General features: G+C 70.4%; 25 protein-coding genes, 2 tRNA genes and 1 other RNA gene. 18 read left to right on the top strand and 10 right to left on the bottom strand.

The annotated features are described in order from the left end of the window. Positions 1-68: 68 nt before the first annotated feature. Positions 69-159: transfer RNA gene (locus tag ACW5DW_RS03730), tRNA-Ser, on the bottom strand. Between the two features lie 123 nt (positions 160-282). Between ACW5DW_RS03730 and ACW5DW_RS03735 the strand changes: the two genes are divergently transcribed. Beyond that, positions 283-690 carry a DUF6165 family protein gene (locus ACW5DW_RS03735; protein WP_457017427.1) on the top strand — a complete coding sequence of 136 codons (408 nt, stop codon included), beginning with the start codon at positions 283-285 and terminating at the stop codon, positions 688-690. A 9-nt stretch (positions 691-699) separates the two neighbouring features. On the opposite strand, the gene ACW5DW_RS03740 is transcribed toward ACW5DW_RS03735, so the two are convergent. After that, positions 700-1,752 carry a glycosyltransferase family 9 protein gene (locus ACW5DW_RS03740; RefSeq protein ID WP_457017428.1) on the bottom strand — a complete coding sequence of 351 codons (1,053 nt, stop codon included), beginning with the start codon at positions 1,750-1,752 and terminating at the stop codon, positions 700-702. A 19-nt stretch (positions 1,753-1,771) separates the two neighbouring features. Between ACW5DW_RS03740 and ACW5DW_RS03745 the strand changes: the two genes are divergently transcribed. The 7 genes from ACW5DW_RS03745 (at position 1,772) to ACW5DW_RS03775 (ending at position 6,829) form a co-directional block, all read left to right on the top strand. Next, positions 1,772-2,530, top strand: coding sequence for a 3-deoxy-D-manno-octulosonic acid kinase (locus ACW5DW_RS03745; RefSeq protein WP_457017429.1), 759 nt, complete (start codon positions 1,772-1,774; stop codon positions 2,528-2,530). A gap of 64 nt (positions 2,531-2,594) precedes the next feature. Further along, complete coding sequence (locus tag ACW5DW_RS03750; protein ID WP_457017430.1) at positions 2,595-3,353, top strand: MBL fold metallo-hydrolase; 759 nt, start codon at positions 2,595-2,597, stop codon at positions 3,351-3,353. After that, positions 3,350-4,372, top strand: coding sequence for a GTP 3',8-cyclase MoaA (gene moaA, locus ACW5DW_RS03755; RefSeq protein WP_457017431.1), 1,023 nt, complete (start codon positions 3,350-3,352; stop codon positions 4,370-4,372). The genes ACW5DW_RS03750 and moaA overlap by 4 nt, the downstream gene beginning before the upstream one ends. A gap of 42 nt (positions 4,373-4,414) precedes the next feature. Beyond that, a complete protein-coding gene (moaC, locus tag ACW5DW_RS03760; protein WP_457017432.1) occupies positions 4,415-4,903 on the top strand; it encodes a cyclic pyranopterin monophosphate synthase MoaC in 489 nt (162 codons plus the stop codon). Then, a complete protein-coding gene (locus ACW5DW_RS03765) occupies positions 4,900-5,145 on the top strand; it encodes a MoaD/ThiS family protein (protein ID WP_457018395.1) in 246 nt (81 codons plus the stop codon). Before moaC ends, ACW5DW_RS03765 begins: the two co-directional genes overlap by 4 nt. Positions 5,146-5,275: 130 nt before the next feature. After that, positions 5,276-5,719 (top strand): molybdenum cofactor biosynthesis protein MoaE, encoded by a 444-nt coding sequence (locus ACW5DW_RS03770; protein WP_457017433.1) that lies wholly within the window; start codon positions 5,276-5,278, stop codon positions 5,717-5,719. 99 nt (positions 5,720-5,818) lie between these two features. Further along, a complete protein-coding gene (locus ACW5DW_RS03775; RefSeq protein WP_457017434.1) occupies positions 5,819-6,829 on the top strand; it encodes a Vgb family protein in 1,011 nt (336 codons plus the stop codon). A gap of 394 nt (positions 6,830-7,223) precedes the next feature. On the opposite strand, the gene ffs is transcribed toward ACW5DW_RS03775, so the two are convergent. Together ffs and ACW5DW_RS03785 are read right to left on the bottom strand one after the other, a co-directional pair. Continuing rightward, positions 7,224-7,320: signal recognition particle sRNA small type (ffs, locus tag ACW5DW_RS03780), an RNA gene on the bottom strand. Positions 7,321-7,374: 54 nt separating this feature from the next. Beyond that, positions 7,375-7,467, bottom strand: a tRNA-Ser gene (locus tag ACW5DW_RS03785). A 158-nt stretch (positions 7,468-7,625) separates the two neighbouring features. On the opposite strand from ACW5DW_RS03785, the gene dnaX reads away from it, so the two are divergent. The 4 genes from dnaX to ACW5DW_RS03805 all read left to right on the top strand — a co-directional run bounded on the left by dnaX (position 7,626) and on the right by ACW5DW_RS03805 (position 10,818). Next, complete coding sequence (gene dnaX, locus ACW5DW_RS03790) at positions 7,626-9,410, top strand: DNA polymerase III subunit gamma/tau (protein WP_457017435.1); 1,785 nt, start codon at positions 7,626-7,628, stop codon at positions 9,408-9,410. A gap of 9 nt (positions 9,411-9,419) precedes the next feature. Then, complete coding sequence (locus ACW5DW_RS03795; protein ID WP_457017436.1) at positions 9,420-9,740, top strand: YbaB/EbfC family nucleoid-associated protein; 321 nt, start codon at positions 9,420-9,422, stop codon at positions 9,738-9,740. 124 nt (positions 9,741-9,864) lie between these two features. Continuing rightward, positions 9,865-10,458 carry a recombination mediator RecR gene (recR, locus tag ACW5DW_RS03800; protein WP_457017437.1) on the top strand — a complete coding sequence of 198 codons (594 nt, stop codon included), beginning with the start codon at positions 9,865-9,867 and terminating at the stop codon, positions 10,456-10,458. An 18-nt stretch (positions 10,459-10,476) separates the two neighbouring features. Next, on the top strand, positions 10,477-10,818 hold the full coding sequence (locus tag ACW5DW_RS03805) for a histidine triad nucleotide-binding protein (RefSeq protein ID WP_457017438.1): 342 nt from the start codon (positions 10,477-10,479) through the stop codon (positions 10,816-10,818). Positions 10,819-10,849: 31 nt separating this feature from the next. Here ACW5DW_RS03805 and ACW5DW_RS03810 read toward each other — a convergent pair whose 3' ends face one another. The 4 genes from ACW5DW_RS03810 to ACW5DW_RS03825 all read right to left on the bottom strand — a co-directional run bounded on the left by ACW5DW_RS03810 (position 10,850) and on the right by ACW5DW_RS03825 (position 15,325). After that, positions 10,850-11,338, bottom strand: a complete 489-nt coding sequence (locus ACW5DW_RS03810) for a Slp family lipoprotein (RefSeq protein ID WP_457017439.1) — start codon at positions 11,336-11,338, stop codon at positions 10,850-10,852. 23 nt (positions 11,339-11,361) lie between these two features. Beyond that, entirely contained in the window at positions 11,362-13,311 is a 1,950-nt protein-coding gene (locus ACW5DW_RS03815; RefSeq protein ID WP_457017440.1) for a transglutaminase TgpA family protein, read from the bottom strand. Then, positions 13,298-14,275: a DUF58 domain-containing protein gene (locus ACW5DW_RS03820; RefSeq protein ID WP_457017441.1), complete on the bottom strand. Its 978-nt coding sequence runs from the start codon at positions 14,273-14,275 to the stop codon at positions 13,298-13,300. Before ACW5DW_RS03820 ends, ACW5DW_RS03815 begins: the two co-directional genes overlap by 14 nt. Positions 14,276-14,368: 93 nt before the next feature. Beyond that, entirely contained in the window at positions 14,369-15,325 is a 957-nt protein-coding gene (locus ACW5DW_RS03825; protein WP_457017442.1) for an AAA family ATPase, read from the bottom strand. Positions 15,326-15,371: 46 nt separating this feature from the next. Between ACW5DW_RS03825 and ACW5DW_RS03830 the strand changes: the two genes are divergently transcribed. Next, positions 15,372-17,222, top strand: a complete 1,851-nt coding sequence (locus ACW5DW_RS03830) for an ArnT family glycosyltransferase (RefSeq protein ID WP_457017443.1) — start codon at positions 15,372-15,374, stop codon at positions 17,220-17,222. Positions 17,223-17,256: 34 nt separating this feature from the next. Continuing rightward, positions 17,257-18,588 carry a hypothetical protein gene (locus ACW5DW_RS03835; RefSeq protein ID WP_457017444.1) on the top strand — a complete coding sequence of 444 codons (1,332 nt, stop codon included), beginning with the start codon at positions 17,257-17,259 and terminating at the stop codon, positions 18,586-18,588. On the opposite strand, the gene ACW5DW_RS03840 is transcribed toward ACW5DW_RS03835, so the two are convergent. Further along, entirely contained in the window at positions 18,556-19,146 is a 591-nt protein-coding gene (locus tag ACW5DW_RS03840) for a Maf family protein (protein WP_457017445.1), read from the bottom strand. The genes ACW5DW_RS03835 and ACW5DW_RS03840 overlap by 33 nt on opposite strands. Positions 19,147-19,155: 9 nt before the next feature. Next, positions 19,156-19,515 (bottom strand): hypothetical protein, encoded by a 360-nt coding sequence (locus ACW5DW_RS03845; protein WP_457017446.1) that lies wholly within the window; start codon positions 19,513-19,515, stop codon positions 19,156-19,158. A 134-nt stretch (positions 19,516-19,649) separates the two neighbouring features. On the opposite strand from ACW5DW_RS03845, the gene ACW5DW_RS03850 reads away from it, so the two are divergent. From ACW5DW_RS03850 to fabD, 4 genes are all read left to right on the top strand, one after another. After that, a complete protein-coding gene (locus ACW5DW_RS03850; RefSeq protein ID WP_457017447.1) occupies positions 19,650-20,159 on the top strand; it encodes a YceD family protein in 510 nt (169 codons plus the stop codon). A gap of 60 nt (positions 20,160-20,219) precedes the next feature. Then, positions 20,220-20,414: a 50S ribosomal protein L32 gene (gene rpmF, locus ACW5DW_RS03855; protein WP_457017448.1), complete on the top strand. Its 195-nt coding sequence runs from the start codon at positions 20,220-20,222 to the stop codon at positions 20,412-20,414. A gap of 114 nt (positions 20,415-20,528) precedes the next feature. Further along, on the top strand, positions 20,529-21,515 hold the full coding sequence (locus tag ACW5DW_RS03860) for a beta-ketoacyl-ACP synthase III (protein WP_457017449.1): 987 nt from the start codon (positions 20,529-20,531) through the stop codon (positions 21,513-21,515). Positions 21,516-21,619: 104 nt separating this feature from the next. After that, a complete protein-coding gene (gene fabD, locus ACW5DW_RS03865) occupies positions 21,620-22,564 on the top strand; it encodes an ACP S-malonyltransferase (RefSeq protein WP_457017450.1) in 945 nt (314 codons plus the stop codon). The last annotated feature ends 77 nt before the right edge of the window (positions 22,565-22,641 follow it).

A 22,641-nucleotide genomic window follows, 5' to 3' on the forward strand; every position in this document is an offset into this window, starting at 1 on the left:
ACGTCTTCGGCTCCCGGAACGTCTCGCCCGGATACGCAAAAGCCCCCTTGCGGGGGCTTCGGCGGATCTGGCGGGGAGGGGGGGATTCGAACCCCCGAGGCGCTATAAACGCCTGCCTGATTTCGAGTCAGGTACATTCAACCGCTCTGCCACCTCCCCTGGATGCGGGTGTTGCGCGGTCCCGGCGCTGAACGCCGGGGGCGCAATCATACGGGGCGGGCTGCCCGTGGACAAGGCGCGCGCTAGACTTCCCGGCCCGACTTTTCCGCAGGAACCGCGTCCATGTCCGAGATTTCCGTGCCCGTGTCGTTCGGCGAGCTGCTGGACAAGATCTCGATCCTGCAGATCAAGTCCGAGCGCATGACCGACGAGGCCAAGTTGGCCAATGTCCGCAACGAGCTGACGGCGCTGGAAAACACCTGGATGGCGCACCCGGTCGCCGGCAACGACATCGCGCGCCTGCGCGCCGAGCTCAAGGCCGTGAACGAGCGGCTGTGGGTGATCGAGGACGACATCCGCCTGAAGGAAAAGGCGCAGGCCTTCGACGAGGAATTCATCCGCCTGGCGCGCAGCGTCTACTTCGAGAACGACGTCCGCGCGCGGGTCAAGAAGGACATCAACCTCGGCCTGGGCTCGGCCTACGTCGAGGAGAAGTCGTACCAGGACTACGGCAGCGGGACTGGCGCCTGAGGCGAACGGTCAGCTGCGGTCGGCGCGATAGCGCTCGAACGCGGCGATGGCGTCGTCCACCGTCACCAGGTCCATCACCGCGTCGAACTCGATCTTGGTGCCCCATTTGAGTGCGGCCGCCGGTTTGCCCAGATAGCGACGGGCGGCGGCGTCGTAGCGGTCGACGCAGTAGCGCAGGTCCGAATACGGCCCGCTGCGCGCGGGATTGCTGGCCGCGTGCAGGCCCAGGACCTTGGTGCCCATGGCGTTGGCGATGTGCATGGGGCCCGAATCGGGGGTCATCACCAGGTCGGCGCGTTCGAGCAGGGCTGGCAGTTGTTTGAGCGTGTCCTTGCCGACCAGGTCGAGGGCGGGCGCGGCCATCGCGGCGAGGATCGCGTCGCTGGTGTCGCGCTCGAGCTGGCTGCGGCCGCCGCACAGGACGATGCGCCAGCCTTGGGCGGCCGCGTGGTCGGCAACGGCGGCATGGCGGTCGGCGAACCAGTTGCGGCGCACGTGGCTGGAGCAGGGTGAGATCAGCAGGGTCGGGGTGCCGTCGTCGGGCCACTGCGCGCGGGCCCAGTCGCGGGCTTCGTCGGGAACCGGCATCGTCCAGCGCACGTCGTCCTGGCGCAGGCCCAGCGGCTCGCAGAAGCTGCCGATGGCGTCGAGCACGTGGATGCCGGGCCGGTCGGGGATGCGCTGGTTGATGAACAGCCCATGCAGGTCCTTGGAGCGCGCACGGTCGTAGCCGATCCGGCACGTGGCCGGGATGAAGGCCGACAGCAGGTTCGCGCGCGCAGCCACCTGCATCTGCAGCAGCGCGTCGAATCGCCGGCCCTGCAGCTCGCGCCGCAGCGCGCGCATGCCGGCCAATCCGGTCTTCTTGTCGTAGACGATGAACTCCACGCCGGGCACGCCTTCCAGCAGCCGGTGCTCGCCGCGGCCGATGATCCAGGTCAGTTCGACACCCGGCCAGGCCTCGCGCAGGGTCCGCACCAGCGGCAGCACGTGGGTGACGTCGCCGAGCGCGGACAGGCGCAGCAGGCAGATCGAGCGCGGAGCAGGGTGGAGATGGGGCACGGCTTGTTAGACTCGCTGGATGGTCGCGTTCGATGCCACTGAGAGCCTGACGCCCTTCCGCGACCCTCGCGGCAGCGGGGAGTATGGCGCGATTCTGTTCGACGCCGCGCAGTTGCGGCAAGTCGACCCGCGCTGGTTCGATGCCCAGGAGTGGGGCGCGCGCGCGCAGGCGGTGACGGGCAGCGGTCGCGGCGGCGCCTGGTTCATCGAGGCCAGCCACGGCCCCTGCGTGCTGCGCCAGTACCTGCGTGGTGGCATGGCGGCGAACATCAGCCGCGACCGCTACGTCTGGCGCGACGCCAACGCGACCCGCAGCTTCGTCGAATACCGCCTGCTGCGCGAACTTCGGCGGCGCAAGTGCCCGGTACCCGAGCCGGTCGCGGCCTGCTACCTGCGCGGCCGCTTCAGCTATCGTGCCTGGATCATCATCGAACGGCTGATGGACGTGCGTTCGCTGGCAGACCTGGTGCGGGAATCCGCCGCCGGTGCGCCCTGGGAGGAGACCGGGGTGCTGATCGCGCGATTCCATCGCGAAGGCCTGGACCATGCCGACCTCAACGCCCACAACGTGCTGTTCGATGCGCGCGGCAAGGGCTGGCTGATCGACCTCGACCGCAGCCGCATGCTTATCCCGGCCACCGCCTGGCGCGAGCGCAACCTGCAGCGGCTGCTGCGCTCGCTGCACAAGATCGCCGGCGCGGGCAACAGCGCCGCGGTGGATGCCGGCTTCGCGCGGCTGCGCGAGACCTATGACGCGCGCTGGGCGCGGGGCAATTGAGCATGGACGGGCGTTGCTTGCGCGGCGCGCCACGCGTTGACCCGCGCCGCAGGGGCGCGCCCGGATGAGCTGGGCGCTGCGCTTCCACGGCGTGGGCAACGCTTCGGCGATCGAGCTGGGTTCACCCATGGCGACCATCGAGCGCGATGGCCGGCCGTGGCTGACCGTCGACTGCGGCAGCGAGGGCCTCACTGCTTTGCTCGAGCATTACGGCGAGCCGCCGCCCGCGCTGTTCATCACCCATACCCATCTCGACCACGTCGGCGGCTTCGAGCGGCTGTTCGTGTCGGAGTATTTCGATCCGGCGCGGCGCGGGAGGATGCCGGTGTACGTGCCGGCCAGCGTGCTGCCGCTGCTGCACCAGCGCGTGGCCGCCTATCCCAACGTGCTGGCCGAGGGCGGCGCCAACTTCTGGGACGCGTTCCGCGTGATCCCGGTGGGCGACGCGTTCTGGCACGACGGTCTGCGGCTGGAGGTGTTCCCGGTGCGCCACCACTGGCCGGACACCGCATTCGGCCTGCGCCTGCCGGGCAGCCTGGTGTGGACTGGCGACACCCGGCCGATCCCCGAGCAGCTGCGCAGGCACGCCGATCGCGACGAACTGGTCGCGCACGACTGCGCCCTGCATGGCAATCCCTCGCACAGCGGCATCGACGACCTGGAGCGCGAATACGAGCCGCAGCTGCTCGCGCGCTGCGTGCTCTACCACTACGCCAGCGCCGCCGACGGCCGGGCCATGGCGGCGCGCGGCCATCGCGTGGCGCAAGCGGGCGAGGTCTTCCCGCTGCGGGCGCCTGCGATTTCCCCGGAGACGGCGGCATGAGTGCGCAGCCCGGTTTCCCGCTGGCGCTGGTCGACCGACTGGCGCGGCCGCTGCATGACCTGCGGCTGTCGGTGATCGAGGCCTGCAACTTCCGCTGCGGTTACTGCATGCCGGCCGATCGGATTCCCGACGACCACGGCCTCGATGCGGCGGGCCGGCTCTCGTTCGACGCGATCGAGACGCTGGCGCGCGGCGCCGCCGGGCTGGGCGTGACCAAGCTGCGCATCACCGGGGGCGAGCCGCTGCTGCGTCGCGGCCTGCCCGAACTGATCGCACGCCTGGCGCGTATCGAGGGCATCGAGGACCTGGCGATGACCACCAACGGCTCGCTGCTGGCGCGACACGCCGCCGCGCTGCATGCGGCCGGCCTGCGCCGGATCACGGTGAGCCTGGACGCCCTGGAGCCGGACCTGTTCCGTACGCTGTCCGGCGGGCGTGGTGACGTGGCCGACGTGCTGGCGGGGATCGCCGCGTCAGAGGACGCGGGCTTTGGTCCGCTCAAGATCAACTGCGTGGTCCAGCGTGGCGTCAACGAATCGCAGGTGCTGGCCCTGGCCGGGCATTTCCGCGGCAGCGGCCATGTGCTGCGCTTCATCGAATACATGGACGTGGGCACCTGCAACGGCTGGCAGCGCGAAGGCGTGGTGTCTTCGGCCGAACTGCGCGCGCGCATCCACGCGCGCTGGCCGCTGCGTGCGCTCGACGCCAACTATCGTGGCGAAGTGGCCGAGCGCCATGCGTTCGAAGACGGCGGCGGCGAGATCGGTTTCGTCAGTTCGGTGACCGCGCCGTTCTGCGGCGACTGCCACCGCGCACGTGTATCGGCCGACGGGCATCTGTACACCTGCCTGTTCTCCTCGCAGGGCCTGGACCTGCGGCCTGCGCTGGCGCAGGGCGAGGCCGCGCTGGCGGCGCGCCTGGCGGAGATCTGGTCGCGGCGGGCCGACCGCTACAGCGAGCTGCGCGGCAGCCCCCACGCGTCGCCGCGGCACGTGGAGATGTTCCTGGTCGGCGGCTGAGTCCAGCGGGCGCGCCGCCGCCGCAGCGACTACGATGGCGCAATGGCGAAAGGCAAGACACTCACGCATCTGGATGCCGACGGCCGACCCGCGATGGTCGACGTGTCGGGCAAGGCCGTCACCGCGCGCCAGGCGCTGGCCGAGTGCCGCGTGCGCTTTCCGGCCGACGTGGCCGCGCAGCTGCGCCGCTCCGGACTGCGCAGCGCCAAGGGCGGCATCGTCGACACCGCGGTGATCGCCGGCACCATGGCGGTCAAGCGCACGCACGAGCTGATCCCGTTCTGCCACCCGCTGCCCATCGACGGCATCCGCATCGCCATCGACTGGCACGGCGAGCGTGACCTGCGCATCGAGTGCCTGGTCAGGACCACGCACCGCACCGGCGTGGAGATGGAAGCGCTGACCGGCGCCACCGTGGCCGCGCTCACCGTCTACGACATGTGCAAGGCGCTGTCGCACGCGATCGTGCTGGGCCCGGCCAAGCTGGCCGGCAAGCGCGGCGGCAAGCGCGATTTCGGGAAGGTCGGCTGATGGCGCGGGTGACGCTGCTGTATTTCGCCAGCCTGCGAGATGCCGCGGGCGCAGCGTCGGAAACGCTGGACACGGGCGCGGCCGATTTGGCCGCGCTGTACGCGCAGACGCGCGAACGCCACGGCTTCGCGCTGCCAGTCGAGCACCTGCGCGTCGCGGTGGATGGTGCCTTCGCCCGCTGGACCGATGCCGTCCCCGACGGGGCGGAAGTGGCCTTCATCCCGCCGGTGTCGGGAGGATGAGCATGCGCAGGCCCAATCCATCCGCCGTCATCCCGGCGAACGCCGGAAGCGCCTTTCAACAGCCCGCAGGGCTGGTCATCCATTTTGCCGCTGATGTTTTCGCGGCGGGTACGCCTGGATGCCTGCCGGCATGAAGCGCTTCCGCATCGCCGACGCACCCTTCGACATCGCGCCCCTGCGCGAGCGCCTGCTGCACGAGCGCGCCGGCGCATTCGCCGCGTTCGAAGGCTGGGTGCGCGACCACAACGATGGCCGTCCGGTGCTTGGGTTGCGCTACGAGGCTTACGTCGAGCTGGCCGAAACCGAGGGCGGGCGGATCCTGGAAGAAGCGCTGGCGAAGTTCGGCGCGATCGACGCCTGCTGCGTGCATCGCGTCGGCGATCTCGCGATCGGCGAACTGGCTGTATGGGTCGGCGCCAGCGCCGCGCATCGAGACGCGGCCTTCGACACCTGTCGCTGGATCATCGACGAGGTGAAGTCGCGCGTGCCGATCTGGAAGCACGAACGCTACGCCGACGGCCACGCCGACTGGTTGCATCCGCGCCAAACCGACCCTCCAGGTTCCGGCAACTGACACCGTCGCCACGGGCGAAAGCAAAGAGTGGCCGCTACGCCCGGTCTTTTGCACATCCCTGCCGGTCCATCCGCCGTCGCTGATTACGCAGAGGTCCTCATGAAGCGATTCACACTGTTCCTGCTGGGACTGCCGCTTTCCATGTCGTGTGCGGCAGCGTTCGCCCAGGATGCGCTCCTGGTCGGCAACAAGAGCGACGACACCGTGTGGCGGATCTCGCTCGAGGACGGGCGCAGGCTGGGCGAGATTGCGAGCGGCGCGGGGCCGCACGAGATCGCGGTGTCCGCCGACGGCCGCGTGGCGGTGGTGACCGACTACGGCCAGCAGCAGCCGGGCAGTTCGCTGACCGTCATCGACCTGGCATCGGGCGTCACGCGCAGCATCGACCTGGGCGAGCACGGCCGCCCGCACGGCCTGCGCTTCCTGCCGGGCGGCGACCTGCTGGTCACCACCGAGCAGAGCCGTGCGCTGCTGCGCGTGGACCTGGAGGCCGGTGCGGTGGCGCAGGCGATCGACGTCGGCGACGGTGTCGGCCACATGGTCGCGATCTCGCGCGATGGCGCGACCGCCTACGTGAGCAAGATCGGCGCCGGAACCGTGTCGCGCGTCGATGTTGCGGCTGCGCGCGTCACCCATGAAGTCGCGGCGGGCGAGGGCGCGGAAGGCATCGAGGTCGCGCCCGACGGCAGCGTGTGGGTGACCAACCGCGCCGAAGACACGGTGACCGTGCACGACCCGGACACATTGGAAAAGATCGACACGCTCCAAGGCGCCGGCTTCCCGATCCGCGTGGTGTTCACGCCCGAGGGGCGCCATGCGCTGGTCACCAATGCCAGGGCCGCGACGATGTCGGTCTTCGACGCCGCGACCCGTGCGCCTGTGGCCACGGTGCCGCTGCAGCCCGAAGGCGGCGAGTCCGGCCAGAGCATGCTCGGCCAGGGCCCGATGCCGATTGGCGTCATCGCCGATCCATCGCGGCCGCGCGTGTACGTGGCGATCAGCGGCGCGGACCGGATCGCCGTGATCGACAGCAGCGACTGGCGCGTGCTCGAGTACTGGAACACCGGCCGCCAGCCCGACGCTCTGGGGATCGTGCGCCAGGGGCCGTGAATCCTGGTTCCGGGTTCGCCGCAGGACGCTGGCGTCGCGCGAAGCTTCCACTGTCATCCCGAGCGCAGCGAGGGATCTTGCATCGAGGCCGAGATCCCTCGCTGCGCTCGGGATGACAACCGTAGTGTGCGGACCATCGGCCGCCCGCTTTTGCTCGTCATTCCCGCGAAGTGCTCTGCAACAGCCGCAGGCTGGTCAAGCGGAAGCGCGTTTCAACAGCGGCGGAAGCGCTGGTCAATCCATTGGCTTCGAACTCAACGGCTTGCGGTCACTGGATCCCCGCGTTCGCGGGGATGACGACAGTTGTTCAGAGGTCACCTGCAACCGCCACCAGTGGCCGCTGCCGCCAGTGACGATCGGCGTGAATACGCAGCGGACTCCGGAAAGGGTGATGGCCCCGCCAGCTTGCCTCGGCACCCGCGTCGATCGATACCGTTGCTGCCTTCCGGCCCTGGCGGGATTTTCAACCTAGCGTCGCGAGGGGCCGACGGGGCCACCATAGGACGGGCCACGCAACGCGCGGCCCTTGAACATGAAACTGAAACTGGCGGAGAGAGGGGGATTCGAACCCCCGAAGCGCGGTTTAGACGCTTACACACTTTCCAGGCGTGCTCCTTCAACCACTCGGACACCTCTCCGGGAGGCCCCGGTGGGCGACAGCCGCCGCTCACAGGGGCGCAAATTCTAGCGGTCGCGCGGCTTTGCCACAACCAAAGACTGCGCTGGCGTCGCGCGATCGTTCGGGCATGGCCAATCGGGACAGGCAAACCGGGGCCCGGCGCGGCACAATGGGCGCATGTCGTATCTCGTCCTCGCCCGCAAGTGGCGCCCCAGGCGGTTTGCCGAGCTGGTGGGCCAGGAACACGTGGTCCAGGCGCTCTCCAACGCGCTCGATTCGGGCCGCGTGCACCACGCCTACCTGTTCACCGGCACCCGCGGCGTGGGCAAGACCACGATCGCGCGGATCTTCGCCAAGAGCCTGAACTGCGAGCAGGGCACGGGCGCCGATCCTTGCGGCCAGTGCGAAACCTGCCTGGCGATCGACGCAGGCCGCTACATCGACCTGCTGGAGATCGACGCGGCCTCCAACACCGGCGTCGACAACGTCCGCGACCTGATCGACAACGCGCAGTACATGCCTTCGCGCGGCCGCTACAAGGTCTACCTGATCGACGAAGTCCACATGCTGTCCAAGCAGGCGTTCAACGCGCTGCTCAAGACGCTGGAGGAACCGCCGGAGCACGTGAAGTTCCTGTTCGCGACCACCGATCCGGAAAAGCTGCTGGTGACGGTGCTGTCGCGCTGCCTGCAGTTCAACCTCAAGCGGCTGGACGAGGAACAGATCGGCGGGCAGATCTCGAAGATCCTCGAGGCAGAGGGCATCGCGGTCGAACCGGGCGCCGTGCGCCAGCTGGCGCGGGCGGCCGATGGCAGCCTGCGCGATGGCCTGTCCTTGCTGGACCAGGCGATCGCCTACACCGGCGGCAACCTATCCGAGGACGGGGTGGCGACGATGCTCGGTACCGTCGACCGCACCCGCGTGGGCGCGCTGCTCGATGCGCTGGCCGCGGCCGATGGCGCGCGGCTGATGGCGGAAATCGAGGCACTGGCCGGGTTCTCACCCGACTGGTCGGGCGTGCTGGACGCGCTGGCCGCCGCGCTGCACCGCATCCAGGTCCGGCAGCTGGTGCCCGACAGCACTGGCGAGGCCGATGGCATCGATATCGCACCGCTCGCCGCCGCGCTGCGGCCGGAGCTGGTGCAGCTGTGGTACCAGATGGCGCTGACCGGGCGTCGCGACCTGCCCCTGGCGCCAGGCCCGCGTTCTGGCTTTGAAATGATCCTGCTGCGGATGCTGGCGTTCCGGCCGGTGGAAGGCGGCAGCCAGGCGGCTGCGGCGACGCCGACGGGTAGCGTTGCGCCGGCGCGTGGCGGACGTTCCGCCGCCGCCGACGCCGCGCGCGCTGCACTCGCGGCGGAGATGGCGCCCGCTCCGCGTGCGGGGGCCGCGCGCGATGCGATGCTTCCGCGCGAAGCAGCCAGCCCTCGCGACGCCGCGCCTGCGGGCCACACGGCCGTTGCACGTGACAGTGCTCCAGCCGCTGGCGCCGTCGACACCCCACCGCCGACACCAGCGACACCGGCGCCAGAACCCGCGCCGGTCGTGGCTGCCTCGCCACTGGCGGCGCTCGACGCCGCGGCCTGGGTCGACCTGGTCGCCGGCCTGGCGCTGCGCGGTCCGGTCCGCGAGCTGGCTGCGCATGCCTCGTTCATCGACTGGAGCGGCGCCGTGCTGCGCCTGTCGCTGCCGGCCAGCGACGACCATCTCAAGACACCGTTCCTGATTTCACAGCTGGCCAATGCGCTGTCGCCGAAGCTTGGCGTCGCGCCGCAGATCCGGTTCGACGAGGTGGCCGCGGCCGTTGGCGAGACCCTGCATGCACGCACCGCGCGTGAGCGCGACCAGCGCCAGGCCGCTGCCGAAAGCGCGTTTCTGGCCGACCCGCAGGTGCAGCGCCTCATGCAGCAGCAGGGCGCCAAGCTCGTGCCAGATTCCATCCGACCATTCGACGAAGCCTAGGAACCAAACATGCGTGGAAACATCGCCCAGCTGATGCAGCAGGCGCAGAAGATGCAGGAGAACATGCAGCGCGTGCAGGAGGAAATCGCCGCGCTCGAAGTCATCGGCAGCGCCGGCGGCGGCATGGTCAACGTGACGCTCTCGGGCACCAAGGAGTGCCGCAAGGTGCGTATCGACCCGAGCGTGCTCTCCGATCCGGAGATGGCCGAGGACCTGGTCGCGGCGGCCTTCAACGACGCTTCCAACAAGATCGACGCGGCGTCCAAGGACAAGATGGCCGGTGCGACGGCCGGAATGCCGATCCCGCCGGGGATGAAGCTGCCGTTCTGAGAGCCCCGCTGATTCGTCAGCAACCGCCTGCCGCTCTCCTGAAGCGCGGTGGCCGCTCGCTGCGGCCGACGGTCGGCCTGGCGCTTTTCGAATCACCGGTTACCGGTCCAGCAGTCACCAGCCCATGTCCTCGCTCCTCGAACAGCTGATCGAAGCCTTCCGCGTGCTGCCCGGCGTGGGCCAGAAGACGGCGCAGCGGATGGCCTACCACGTGCTCGAGCGCGAGCGCGACGGCGGGCGTCGCCTGGCCTCGGTGCTCGCCGACGCGGTCGAGCGGGTGGGCCACTGCACGCGCTGCCGTGATTTCAGCGAGACCGAAGTCTGCGCGACCTGCGCCAGCGGATCGCGCGACGCGCACCTGCTGTGCGTGGTGGAATCTCCCGCCGACCGGCTCGCGATCGAGCAGGCCACCGGCTACCGCGGGCTGTACTTCGTGCTGCAGGGCCGGCTGTCGCCGCTCGATGGCATCGGGCCGCGCGAGATCGGCCTGGACCGGCTGGACGCGCGCCTGCGCGAGGGCCAGGTGCAGGAACTGATCATCGCCACCAATCCCACCGTCGAAGGCGAGGCCACCGCGCACTACCTCGCCCAGCTCGCGCGCCAGCACCAGGTCAAACCCAGCCGGCTCGCCCACGGCGTGCCCCTGGGCGGCGAGCTCGAGTACGTCGACCGCGGCACGCTGTCGCACGCGTTCGGCTCGCGCAGCGAGATGGCCTGAGTAAATCCCGGACACCCCATGCCCACCATCTTCCACAGGATCATCCGCCGCGAGATCCCCGCGCAGATCGTGTTCGAGGACGAACACGTCATCGCCTTCCACGACATCGCGCCGCAGGCGCCGGTGCACGTGCTGTTCGTGCCGAAGCAGGATTTCGCCACCTTGAACGACGTGCCGTCCGCGCGGCCGGAAATCATCGGCAGGCTTGCCCTCGCGGCGGCCGCGTACGCGAAGGCGCAGGGATTTGCCGAGGACGGCTACCGCGTCGTCATGAACTGCAACGGCGACGGCGGCCAGACCGTGTACCAGATCCACCTCCACCTGCTGGCAGGTGCGCCGCTGGGGCGATTCGGGGCTTGATGGCCCGCGGCGCGCCGATAACGGTTGCCGCTTACCACCACCCCCACCACGGCCAGGGCTCGGGGCGGGTGATCACGCGCACCGCGTCGCGCTTGGGCCACAGGTAGACCACGTCGGCGGCGAGCTTCGGGAAGCGGTAGTCGTACTCGCCGATGCGACGCGTGTCGTAGCCGGTGACGGTGCCGGTGAAGGTCACTTCCCGGTTCACTTCGAACACCGCCGGGTCGTAGAAGCCGGTGCGGCAGGCGATGAAACGGCCGTTGCTGTCGTCGCTGCCCCACCACGGGCGACCCGTCGAGGTCAGGCGCGTGGAGATCATCTCGAAGCAGGTCTGGTTCGGACCCGGTTCGACCCGGACGATGCGTCCGCCCCAGCGCACCGGAAGGCCGGTCGCGTCGGATTCCACCACGGCATGCGGCGTGGTCTCGCTGAAGCCACCCTGCAGTGGCCTGGGCTGCGACACGCAGGCCGCCAGCAGGAGCAGCATCGCGGCGGCGGGAAGCATGGGACGGACGGTCATGGTGGTGGTTCCGTGCGGTCGGGTCATTCGGGGCGATGCCTGCGCAGGTCGCGGATCAAGGGGCATGGGTCTGCAGCAGCGCTGCGCGGAGCGTAACGCCAGGCTTCGAAACGCGCGGTGAGCGAGAGCAGGGTTTCGCCCTTGCCCGGTCGCGCGGCGGCCACGCGCCTGGCCCACTGCAGCGCCGGCTCGTGTGGCGCACGCGCCAGCCCAAGTTTCGCGTAGCGTGCGCCCAGCCGTCGCCAGGCGGCCAGCACGACATCGCCGCTGCGCTCGGCGCGCGCGGTCAGCCACAGCATCCAGGCCAGCGCCAGGCCCGCGCATACGGCGAACAGGGCAACCAGTCCGCGCGTGCCGGTCTCGCCCATGCCCAGCGGCCGCAGCATCGCCATCTGCCGGCTGGCGTCGAAGCCCAGCACCAGGTCGTTCCAGCCGCGGCGCAGCCAGTCGCCGACATCGAGCATCGGCAGCACGCCGGGCAGGGCGCCGAAGCCGCCGGCGTTGGCGCGGTCGTCGATGGTGTCGTAGATGCGTTCGGGCGCGACCGCGGCGGTCGGATCCACCCGCACCCAGCCGCGGTCTTGCAGCCAGACCTCCGCCCAGGCATGGGCATCCTGGTTGCGCACGATCCAGTAGCCGCCGAACGGATTGCGGTAGCCGCCGGCGTAGCCGGTCACCACCCGCGACGGAATGCCGGCTGCGCGCATCAGGATCACGAACGCCGAACTGTAGTGTTCGCAGAAGCCTTCCTTCCATTCGAACAGGAACTCGTCGGCGCTGTGGCGACCGGGCAGGGGCGTGGCCAGCGTGTAGCCGAATTCGGCGCGGATCATCGCCATCGCACGTTCGACGATGGCGGCGTCGGCGGACGGGCCGAGCTCGCCCCGCCACTGCTGCGCAAGCGCGACGGTGCGCGGGTTGAAGCCGGCCGGCAGGCGCAGCGCGGCCTCCCGCACGAACGGATACAGCTGCGTTTCGAAGCTGCGCGGCGGCGCGGCGTCCATGCGCCAGCGCGTCACCGAACTCATCGGCAGCCGCGACTCCAACGTGTAATCCCACGCCAGCCGCGCGCCCGCCGGCACGGCATCGGGCAGCTCCAGCGCGACCAGGGTGCGGCGGTCGGTGGGTTCCAGCACCATCTCGTAGTGCCAGCGTCCGTCGACCCGCGCGGTTGCGGGCACTGGCAGCCCTTCCAGCCGCCGCGCGCGGGTCCATGTGCGCCCGTCGTAGTCCATCAGCACCGGGCCACGCCAGTACATCTGCGACTGCTGGGGAACCGGTCCGCTGAAGCTGACGCGCAGCGCGGGCCGGTCGTCGTTCATCATGTCCAGCCATTCGCCCGGCGCCATCTCGTCGGACAGGCCCGGACGCGCCAGCGCGCGCTCGGGCACGCCCCACAGCGGCGCACCCAGGCGCGGGAACAGCCAGAACCCCGCCAGCGCCAGCGGCAGCCCGATCAACAGCAGCCGGCCCACCGTGGCCAGGCGCGCGCGCGGCGCCAGCCGGGTCGCAGCGCCCGATTCGTGCTCCGACAGCTGCGCCAGCGCGGCCAGCGCGATGAGCACGCCGGCCAGCCCCAGCAGCAGCGACAGCGGCCCCTGGTCGAGCAGGAAGGTCGAGAACGGCGCGAACAGCGCAAAGCCGACCAGGCTGCGCGCGTCACGCAGGGAGGCCAGCTCGCCCGGCTTGATCGCGAGCATCGCCGCGAGCAGGGCGCAGGCCGTGTCGCGTCCCAGGCTGAAGCGCGACATCGACAGCACCATGCCGACCAGGCACAGCGCCAGCAGCACGCGGATCCAGGTCGGCAGCGGACGCCTTCGCGAAGCCAGAACCACCAGCAGTCCGACGCCGGCGCAGCCCAGCGCCAGGGTCGCCGGCAGCTGCAGCAGCAGCGGCAGCAGGCAGGCGGCCGCGGCGGCCAGCGCCCAGCGGCGGCTGCCGCGTTCGAGCGGCGCGCGCTCAGCCCGCCGCACCGGAGCCTCCCTCCCGCGGCAGCAGGGCCAGGGCACGCAGGCAGGCGTGCCGATGCGCGGCACCATGGCCCGGCCCCAGTACGGACTGGCCAGGCAGGTGCAGACGGTAGCGCCGCGATTCGCGCTCGGCCTCGTCGACCCAGCGCGCGAGCCGGCGGATGCGGTCCTCGTGGCGCAGCGCGTGCAGCGCCTGCCAGTCGAGCACGATGTCGGCGCCGAGCGGCTGTTCGAACTCGCGCACCAGCAGCGCGTCGCGCCGGGCCGAGGCTTTCCACGCCACCCCGCGCAGGCTGTCGCCGCGCCGCCACTCGCGCAGGTGGTGGACGTCGTCGCCGCTGGGCGTCAGGCGCGATTGCGCGTGTTCGCCTTCGCCGGTGGGCAGCGGTGGCCCGGCCGCTTCGGGCGCGGGATAGACCAGCAGCGGCGTATCCGCCCAGGCATAGGCCCAGGCGCGCGCCAGGCCCAGCGGCCGCGTGGTGGAGATGCGAAGCCGGCCGGGGTCGAGCCAGCCGCGGGTGGCGGTGGCTAGCGCCAGGTCGGCTTCGCCGGTGCCATCGTCCAGCGACAGCGTCGCGGCATGGCCTGCGCATTCCACGCGCAGGCCATGCCGCTCGCGTCCAGCCTCCGCGCGGGCGTGTATGCGCAGCTGCAGCGGCGAGCCGGCAGACACCGGCTCGGCGCCGATCACGTGGATCTCCAACCCACCCAGCTGCAGCTGTGCCTGCAGCAGGCTGGCGATGCCTGCGCCTGCCAGCAGCATGCACAGCAGCAGGGCCGGGTTGTTGTTGTAGTTGAGCGCGCCCGCGCCCATCACCAGCAGCAGCACGCCGAAGAACAGTCCGAAGCGCGTCGGCAGGACATAGATGCGGTGGCGGTCGAAGCGCACCGGCAGTGAAGCCGGCGTGCGCCTGCGCGTCCAGGCGTCGAAGCGTGCGTCCAGCCGCTGCCGGAGCTGCCGCAGCATCACGGCGCCGCGCGAACGGTCGCGGGCATGTGGCCAGCCGGCGCGGATGCGGGGATCGGAGTGACCGGAGCGGCAGTCATGGCACGGGCCGCATCAGTCCACCGGCACGTCCTGCAGGATCGACGTCGCCAGCGCGGCGCCGTCGCCCCCTGCCTCGATCTCCGGCACCAGCCGGTGCGCGGCCACCGCGCCAAACAGCGCCTGCACGTCGGCCGGGGTCGTGCTGGTCCGGCCCTGCAGCAGCGCGTAGGCGCGGGCCGCGCGTAGCAGGGCGATGCCGGCACGCGGCGACAGACCCACGCGCACGCCGGGCGCGTGACGGCTGCGCGCCAGCAGGGCCTGCACGTAGTTGACCAGCGCCTCGCTGGCGTGCACGGCGGTCACCGCCTGGCGCAGGCGCGTCACGTCGTCGCCGCCGAGCATCGGCGTGGCGCGCGCGATCAGCCCGCGCCGGTCTTCGCCGGCCAGCAGTGCGCGCTCGGCGGTTTCGTCCGGATAGCCCAGCGACAGCCGCAGCAGGAAGCGGTCGAGCTGAGAGTCGGGCAGGGGATAGGTACCCGACAGGTCCACCGGGTTCTGCGTGGCGATCACGAAGAACGGTTCGGGCAGCCGGTGGGTGGTGCCGTCCACGGTCACCTGGTGCTCGCCCATCGCTTCGAGCAGCGCGCTTTGCGTGCGGGGCGGGGCGCGGTTGATCTCGTCGGCGAGCAGGACGTTGGCGAACACCGGCCCGGGATGGAATTCGAAGCGCCGCGCCTGCGCATCGAAGATCGATACGCCCACGATGTCGGACGGCAGCAGATCGGAGGTGAACTGCACGCGCTGGAAACCAAGCCCCAGGGTCGCGGCGAGCGCGTGCGCCAGCGTGGTCTTGCCCAGGCCGGGCAGGTCCTCGATCAGCAGGTGGCCGTCGCACAGCAGCGCGACGAACGCCAGCTGCACTTCGCGCGCCTTGCCCAGCACCAGGCTGTTCACCTGGTCCTGCGCGGCCGTCAACGCCTCTTGATCGCGGTCGGTTAGCATGGCCGGTTCATGGATGGCGGCGGACACGACGCTCTCCGTAATGATCAATTTCCAGTGTACGGGGTTGCGGCGGATGCGGGAACGGAACGGTCAGCGGACAGCGTTCATCGCGCTGTGGACGGGCGTGGTGCTGGCCAAGCTGCTGGTGGCCGCACGCTTGCCGCTGTTCGTGGACGAAGCCTTCTACTGGCAGGAAGGGCAACACCTGGCCTGGGCCTATTCCGACCTGCCCGGGCTGACCGCGTGGACGATCCGTTTGGGCAGCGAGCTGTTCGGCGACAGCGTGCTCGCCGCGCGCTCGCTGTTCGTCATGATTTCCGCCGCGCTGCCATGGCTGGTGGTGCGCATCACGATGCGGGAAACCGGGCCACGCCATGCCTGGATCGCCGGCTGTGGCGCGCTGGTCCTGCCGCTGTTCGGCAGCCTCGGGGTGATGGCGCTGCCGGACGTGCTGATGGCGCTGGCGACCCTGCTCTGCCTCGATGCGCTGACCCGGATGCTGCGCGAGGTCAGCTACGGCAGCGCGGTGCAGCTCGCGGCCGGCCTGGCGATCGGTGCGCTGAGCCACTACCGCTTCATCGCCGCGATCGGCGCAGGTGTGGTCGCGCTGCTGCTGATCGCGCGCGGCCGCGCGCTGCTGCGCGATCCACGGGTGATCATCGCCGTCGCGTTCGGCGCCGCAGCGTGGATGCCGCTGCTGGCCTGGAACATCGAAAACGCCGAGGCCGGCCTGCGCTTCCAGCTGGTCGACCGCCACCCCTGGGCGCTGCACCGCGACGGCATCGACTTCATCCCGATCCAGGCGGCCTTCGTCACGCCACTGCTGCTGGTGGCGCTGCTGGTGGCGGCCTGGCGCTTCCGTCGCCACGACAACGATGCGCTGCGGCTGCTGGCGCTGTCGGGCGGGATCGTGGTGCTGGGATTCTTCATCCTCGGTTTCTTCGCCGACACCGAGCGCGTGAGCTTCCACTGGCCGCTGCCGGGCTATGTCGCGCTGCTGCCGCTGCTGCCGCTGGTACTCGCGTCGTGGCCGCGCTGGCTGCGCACGCTGACCTGGGGCGTCGCGGTGGCCGGCATGCTGGCGATGCTCGGCTACTACGCTGCCGTCTCGGATCCCGCGCTGCGCGAGCGCAGTGCGGAGACCAAATGGTATCCGCAGAACTTCTCCGGCTGGGACGAGCTCGCTGCCGCCGTGCGCACCAAGCGGGCGGCCATGCCTGCCGGCACGCGCCTGATCGCAGACAACTTCAAGGTCGGCGCCGAGCTCGGCTTCGCGCTGGGCGACCCCGCCATCCCCGTGCTGCCGCATGCGCTCAACCGCGGCCACGGGCGCGCGCCGCAGCTGCAGCTGTGGGGGCTTGAAGTCGGCGCACAGGGCGCCGGCGACCGCCCGGCGCTGCTGGTCGTGTCGCCCAGCGACGTGAAACTCAGCGAACTGCTTGGTCACTACCAGGCGCTGTGCGAGCGCTTCGGGACCCTGCCTGCGCCGCAGGTCGTCCACGCCGATGGCGGCGGCAGGCGGTTCCTGCTGTTCGCGCTCGAGGACGGAACGCCGGATGCGTCGTCGCCCTGCGTGCCGCCGGCCATCGCCTATCTCAACGCGCCGCAGGCCGGGACGCGGGTGCCGGCCGTGTTCGAAGCCAGCGGCTGGGCGATCAAGGACGTTGCGGGCGTGGAGCGCGTGTCGCTGACGCTCGATGGCCGCGTGGTGGCCGAAGCCGAGTACGGGCTGCCCGACGACTGGCCGCAGCGCTTCTATGGCGACCGCTCGAAGGACCCGTCGCTGCCTCACGTGGGCTTCCGCGCGCAGGTCGATGCGGGCGACCTGCGCCCGGGCCGCTATTGGCTGGGCCTGGAAGTGGAGGGCAAGGACGGCAGCGTGGAGCGGTTCGCCGGCCAGCCGGTCGAACTTGTCGGGGAATGATGCGCGACGCGTGCCGCATGGGCAGGGGGGTGGGATGACGACGGTTCCGCTGCGCACATGGTTTGCGTTCGCCACCCTTGCCCTGCTGCTGCTTGTGGCCACGATGGCCTGGCACCTGCCGATGATGCTCTGGGACCACATCGACCTGGTGCCGATGTACGAGGCCTGGCGCGACGGAACGCTCGCATCCTCGGCGTTCTGGCGGATCCACGACGGCAGCCACCTGCACGTGTCCGGATACGCCGTGCTCCTGCTCACCACCGCTGCCTCGGGCGGGCAGCCGTGGCTGGATTGCCTGGCAAGTGTCTGCCTGCTGGTGCTGCAGGCCTGGATCCTCATGCGCATCGCCGGTGCGGCTCCAGTAGGCAGGATCGGCGGGATCTGGCTGCTGGCGTTGCTGTGGCTGGCGCTCAACCCGGGCCATCTGGTCAACCTGCAGTGGGGCTGGCAGGTGGCGGTGTTCATCAGCACGCTGGGCGCGGTTGCCACCATCGCGCTGCTGACGCGGCCCGGGCTGTCTGCGATCGGCAACCTGCTGGCGGTGCTGCTGGCCTCGCTGGGCGTGCTCGGGTTTTCGACCACGCTTGCGGTGTTCCCGATCGCGCTCGGCCTGCTGGCCCTGCATCCGGGCCTGTCGCGTGCGCAGCGTGTGTTGTTCGCGCTGCCGTGGCTGCTCGCGGGCGGGGCTCTGCTGGGCTGGGTCTGGGCGGGGCGGGGCGCCGCCGCCGGTGCGCCCGGGCTTGGCACCTTGTTGATGTACGTCCTCAATTACCTTGGCGCCGGTGTGTCGCGGCTGGCGACCACGGCCGCGCCGGTATGGGCCGCGGTCGCGCTGGCGACCGCGGTCTGGGCGGCGGCCAGGCGCTGGCAGCCCGCGCTGCTGCCGTGGCTGGCGCTGATGCTGTTCGGCATCGGCTGTGCGCTGTTGACCGCGCTCGGGCGCGCGGCCGAGTACGGCGCCGAGCACGCGTTCGTGACCCGATACGTCAGCTTCTCGTCGTTGTTCTGGTTCGGCTGGATCGGACTGATGCTGGTGGCCTGGCGCGACGTCCAGCCCGCGTGGCGGCGCTGGGTGCGACCGCTGCTGTCGGTGTTGCTGGTGTTCCTGCTGGGCAACGGCATCCACATGGCCAAGCAGGCCCGGGAGCTGCACGTGCGCGCCGAAGGCTACGCGGCGCATATCCGCGCAAGCTGGCCCGACGTGGATGCCGGCGTGATGGAAGCGGCCTATGGCTGGCGCGCCGAAGCGGCGCACGGGTATCTGGGGGTGCTGCGTGCGCGCGGCTTTGCGCCGTTCGATCGTGCGTCGCAGCCGGCCGGCACCGGCGTGGGCTCAGGGCAGGACGAAGCCGGCCGCGCGCAGTAGTCGCGCCGTTGCGATCAGCGGCAGGCCGACCAGCGCGGTCGGGTCGTGCGACTCGATCGCCTCGAACAGGGTGATTCCCAGGCCCTCGCAGCGGAAGCTGCCGGCGCAGTCCCAGGGCTGCTCGGCATCGACATAGCGGGCGATGGCGTCATCGGCCAGCGGGCGGAAGCGCACCAGGGTGGTGTCCAGCGCCTGCCCGGTCGCGGCGCCGGGGCCGGCCACCGCCACCGCCACCGCGGTCAGGAACACCACGTCCCGCCCCGACATTCCCTGCAGCTGCGCGATCGCGGCCTCGCGTGACCCCGGCTTGCCCAGCGGCCGACCGTCGCAGCTGGCCACCTGGTCGGAGCCGATCACCACCGCCTGCGGCTGCTGCCGGGCTACCGCCTCGGCCTTGGCGACGGCCAGGCGCAGCGCCAGCGAGGCCGGCGGTTCGCCCGCCCGAGGCGTCTCGTCGACCTCCGGGCGCGCGGCCTCGAACGGCAGGCGCAGCCGTTCCAGCAGCTGCGCGCGATAGCGCGAGGTCGAGGCAAGCACGAGTGGGAACGGATGCGGCACGAAGGTCGCCTAGTGGAGTGGGGCGCGTGCGCGTTCGATCTGCAGCAGCTGCGCGTCGATGCTGCTGCGTGCGGCCTCGATCGATTCGCGCACGCTGTGGAGCTGCTCCAGGGAGGCCGACTGCCCGTGCAGCTGCAGCCACAGCCGCTGCCGCAGCATTTCCTGCATCGCCTCGCGCACCGGGTTGTGCTCGTCGCCGGCAATGGCCTCGATCTCCAAGCGCGCGGTGCGCAGCCGGTCCTCCAGGGCATCGGCTGCGTCGAGCAGCTCCGCCATGGCGCGGTTGCGTTGTCCGCCGCGGCGGCGCAGCCATGCCGCCAGGCCGGCCGTCACCGCAACGACCAGCACGGAAAGGGCAATAACGGTCACAATGCAGCTCCCCAAAGTGGACGGCAGTCTGACCGCCGCCGCGCTGCCGGGCAAATTCCCCTGCCGGCACAACGGCTTGCCTTCCCCATTCGGGTTTGACAGGGGCGGATCCGACCTTTAAAATCCTACAGCTTATGTCTGCGGAACTGCCCGAAATCCTGGACGCCTGGCGGATGGTTGCCGCGCGGCGGGAGTTCAAGGGGAGCGTCGCGCTGGCGTCGCTGCCTAGGCTGCGCGATGCGCTGACGGATGCGGAGGGCGATGTTTCATTCGCACTCGGCTTCGACAGCGACGCGATGCAGGTGCCGTATCTGGAGCTGAGGATCGAGGCTGAGCTGCCGCTGCAATGCCAGCGCAGCCTGCAGCGGTTCCTGTTCCCGGTGCTGATCGAGCAGCGGCTGGGGCTGATCAGGGACGAGGACGAGGACGCCGGTCTGCCCGAAGGCTACGAGCCGCTGCTGGTCGCGGCCGACGGCATGCTGCGGACGCTGGACCTGGTGGAGGACGAACTGATCCTCGCCCTGCCGCTGATCCCGGTGAAGCCGGGCTCCGAGGCGGTCGAGCGCGACTGGCCGGTGTCCGCGGAAGAAGAGGTGCGTGCCAATCCGTTCGCCGGGCTGGCCGCGCTGAAGAAGAAAGAATAAGCGGTTGGCGCCCCGGCGCTGCCGCACTGGCAACAAACGAATCGTTCCTGGAGCAATCCCATGGCTGTGCAGAAATCCCGCGTCACCCCGTCCCGTCGTGGCATGCGTCGTTCCCACGACGCGCTCACGGCCAAGCAGCTGGCCACCGACCCGACCTCGGGCGAGACCCACCTGCGCCACCACATCACCGCCAACGGCTACTACCGCGGCAAGCAGGTGATCCAGCCGAAGACGAAGGCCGTCGAGGAAGATTGACCCGCTCCCGGGCCCGCACGCGGGCCTGGTGACCTCGGCTCGTCACCCGCGCCCGCGCCCTGCGGCATCCCGCGGCGCGGGCCGCCCCGTTTCGACCCGAGGGCCGTCCACGAGATGAGCAGCAGCGCGCGGATCTATTCACGTATCGCCGGTACCGGCAGCTACCTCCCCAGCAAGGTGCTGACCAACGACGACCTGTCGAAGATCGTCGACACCAGCGACGAGTGGATCGCCTCGCGCACCGGCATCCGTGAGCGCCATATCGCCGCCGAAGGCGAAACCACCGTGGACCTGTCGTACCACGCGTCGGTGCGCGCGCTCGAGGCTGCCGGCTGCAGCGCCGACGAACTCGACCTGATCATCGTCGGCACCACCACGCCAGACCTGATCTTCCCGTCCTCGGCCTGCCTGCTGCAGGAACGTCTGGGCGTGGCCGGCTGCGGCGCGTTCGACGTCAACGCCGCCTGTTCGGGCTTCCTCTACGCGCTCTCGATCGCCGACAAGTTCATCAAGTCGGGCGATGCCAAGACCGTGCTCGTGGTCGGCGCCGAAACCCTGACCCGCATGGTCGACTGGACCGAACGCACCACCTGCGTGCTGTTCGGCGACGGCGCCGGCGCGGTCGTACTCAAGGCCGATGCCGACACCGGCATCCTCAGCACCCACCTGCATGCCGACGGCAGCAAGAAGGAGCTGCTGTGGAATCCGGTGGGCGTGTCGGTGGGCTTCGAGGAGAATGCGAAGAACGCCGGCGTGCGCATCCAGATGTCGGGCAGCGACGTGTTCAAGTACGCGGTCAAGGCAATGGATTCGGTGGTCGAGGAAACGCTGGAAGCCAACGGGCTGGACCGCCATGACATCGACTGGCTGATCCCGCACCAGGCCAACCTGCGCATCATCGAGGCCACCGCCAAGCGGTTGGACATGCCGATGGAGCGCGTCGTGGTCACGGTCGACAGGCACGGCAATACCTCCTCGGCCTCGGTACCGCTGGCGCTGGACGAAGCCGTGCGCTCGGGCAAGGTGCAGCGCGGCCAGCTGCTGTTGCTCGAAGCCTTCGGCGGCGGCTTCACCTGGGGCTCGGCGCTGCTGCGCTACTGAGCACGTAGCTGTCGCGGCCCACGCCGCGCGGCATACGGCCCGGTACAGACGACGCGATGGCTTTGCCCGTATCATCCCGCCCTGTTTTCACCCCGGATGTTGGCGTGACCGATCCGAAACTCGCGTTCGTGTTTCCCGGGCAGGGCTCGCAGTCGGTGGGCATGCTTGCGGAACTTTCCGAACGTCATCCCGTCGTGCGCGACACCTTTGCCGAAGCCTCGCAGGGTGCGAGCGTCGACCTGTGGGCGTTGGCACAGGACGGCCCCGAGGAGCAACTCAACCGCACCGAGTTCACCCAGCCGGCGCTGCTTGCCGCGGGCGTTGCGGTGTGGCGTGCGTGGCTGGCTGCGGGCGGCGCGCAGCCGGCACTGCTGGCTGGCCACAGCCTTGGCGAATACGCGGCGCTGGTCGCTGCCGGCGCGCTGTCCCTCGAAGACGGCGCGCGTCTGGTGCGCGTGCGCGGCCAGCTGATGCAGGACGCGGCACCGGCCGGCACCGGCGCGATGGCCGCGGTGATCGGCGCCGAGGACGCACTGGTGGAGGAGGTCTGCCGCGAGGCCTCGCGGGACGGCGTGGTGGTGCCGGCCAACTACAATTCGCCCGGCCAGATCGTCATTGGCGGGCACGCGGCCGCGGTCGACCGCGCGCTGGCGCTGCTGTCCGAACGCGGCGTGCGCAAGGTGGTGAAGCTCGCCGTCAGCGTGCCCTCGCACACGCCGCTGATGCGCGATGCGGCCAATCGCCTGTCGGAAGTGATGGCGGGCCTGTCCTGGAGCGCGCCGTCGATCCCGGTGGTGCAGAACGTCGATGCCGAGGTGCACGACGGCGCACACGCGATCCGCGACGCGCTGGCGCGCCAGCTGTACCTGCCGGTGCAGTGGACCGGCTGCGTGCAGGCGCTGACCGCGAAGGGCGCGACGCGTATCGCCGAGTGCGGCCCGGGCAAGGTGCTGGCCGGACTGGCCAGGCGCATCGACAAGGGCATCGACATGCGCACGCTCGGCACGCCAGGCGACCTCGACGCTGCGCTGGAAGGTTTGAAAGGCTGACCAGCCACGGATTTACGCGGATCACGCGGATTGGAAAGCGCGCGACGCTGCGGCTGATCCGTGTCCACCCGCGAAAT

The organism is Luteimonas sp. A482, assembly GCF_054072655.1.

Bases quoted from the DNA above. Each gene is read 5' to 3' on its own strand.
- ACW5DW_RS03745 (WP_457017429.1), top strand. From the start codon at position 1,772: ATGGTCGCGTTCGATGCCACTGAGAGCCTGACGCCCTTCCGCGACCCT.
- recR (WP_457017437.1), top strand. From the start codon at position 9,865: ATGTCCTCGCTCCTCGAACAGCTGATCGAAGCCTTCCGCGTGCTGCCC.
- ACW5DW_RS03805 (WP_457017438.1), top strand. From the start codon at position 10,477: ATGCCCACCATCTTCCACAGGATCATCCGCCGCGAGATCCCCGCGCAG.
- ACW5DW_RS03770 (WP_457017433.1), top strand. From the start codon at position 5,276: ATGAAGCGCTTCCGCATCGCCGACGCACCCTTCGACATCGCGCCCCTG.
- ACW5DW_RS03735 (WP_457017427.1), top strand. From the start codon at position 283: ATGTCCGAGATTTCCGTGCCCGTGTCGTTCGGCGAGCTGCTGGACAAG.
- dnaX (WP_457017435.1), top strand. From the start codon at position 7,626: ATGTCGTATCTCGTCCTCGCCCGCAAGTGGCGCCCCAGGCGGTTTGCC.
- ACW5DW_RS03775 (WP_457017434.1), top strand. From the start codon at position 5,819: ATGAAGCGATTCACACTGTTCCTGCTGGGACTGCCGCTTTCCATGTCG.
- ACW5DW_RS03810 (WP_457017439.1), bottom strand. From the start codon at position 11,338: ATGACCGTCCGTCCCATGCTTCCCGCCGCCGCGATGCTGCTCCTGCTG.
- ACW5DW_RS03835 (WP_457017444.1), top strand. From the start codon at position 17,257: ATGACGACGGTTCCGCTGCGCACATGGTTTGCGTTCGCCACCCTTGCC.
- ACW5DW_RS03820 (WP_457017441.1), bottom strand. From the start codon at position 14,275: ATGCTGCGGCAGCTCCGGCAGCGGCTGGACGCACGCTTCGACGCCTGG.
- moaC (WP_457017432.1), top strand. From the start codon at position 4,415: ATGGCGAAAGGCAAGACACTCACGCATCTGGATGCCGACGGCCGACCC.
- ACW5DW_RS03830 (WP_457017443.1), top strand. From the start codon at position 15,372: ATGCGGGAACGGAACGGTCAGCGGACAGCGTTCATCGCGCTGTGGACG.
- ACW5DW_RS03750 (WP_457017430.1), top strand. From the start codon at position 2,595: ATGAGCTGGGCGCTGCGCTTCCACGGCGTGGGCAACGCTTCGGCGATC.
- rpmF (WP_457017448.1), top strand. From the start codon at position 20,220: ATGGCTGTGCAGAAATCCCGCGTCACCCCGTCCCGTCGTGGCATGCGT.
- ACW5DW_RS03850 (WP_457017447.1), top strand. From the start codon at position 19,650: ATGTCTGCGGAACTGCCCGAAATCCTGGACGCCTGGCGGATGGTTGCC.
- moaA (WP_457017431.1), top strand. From the start codon at position 3,350: ATGAGTGCGCAGCCCGGTTTCCCGCTGGCGCTGGTCGACCGACTGGCG.
- ACW5DW_RS03860 (WP_457017449.1), top strand. From the start codon at position 20,529: ATGAGCAGCAGCGCGCGGATCTATTCACGTATCGCCGGTACCGGCAGC.
- ACW5DW_RS03795 (WP_457017436.1), top strand. From the start codon at position 9,420: ATGCGTGGAAACATCGCCCAGCTGATGCAGCAGGCGCAGAAGATGCAG.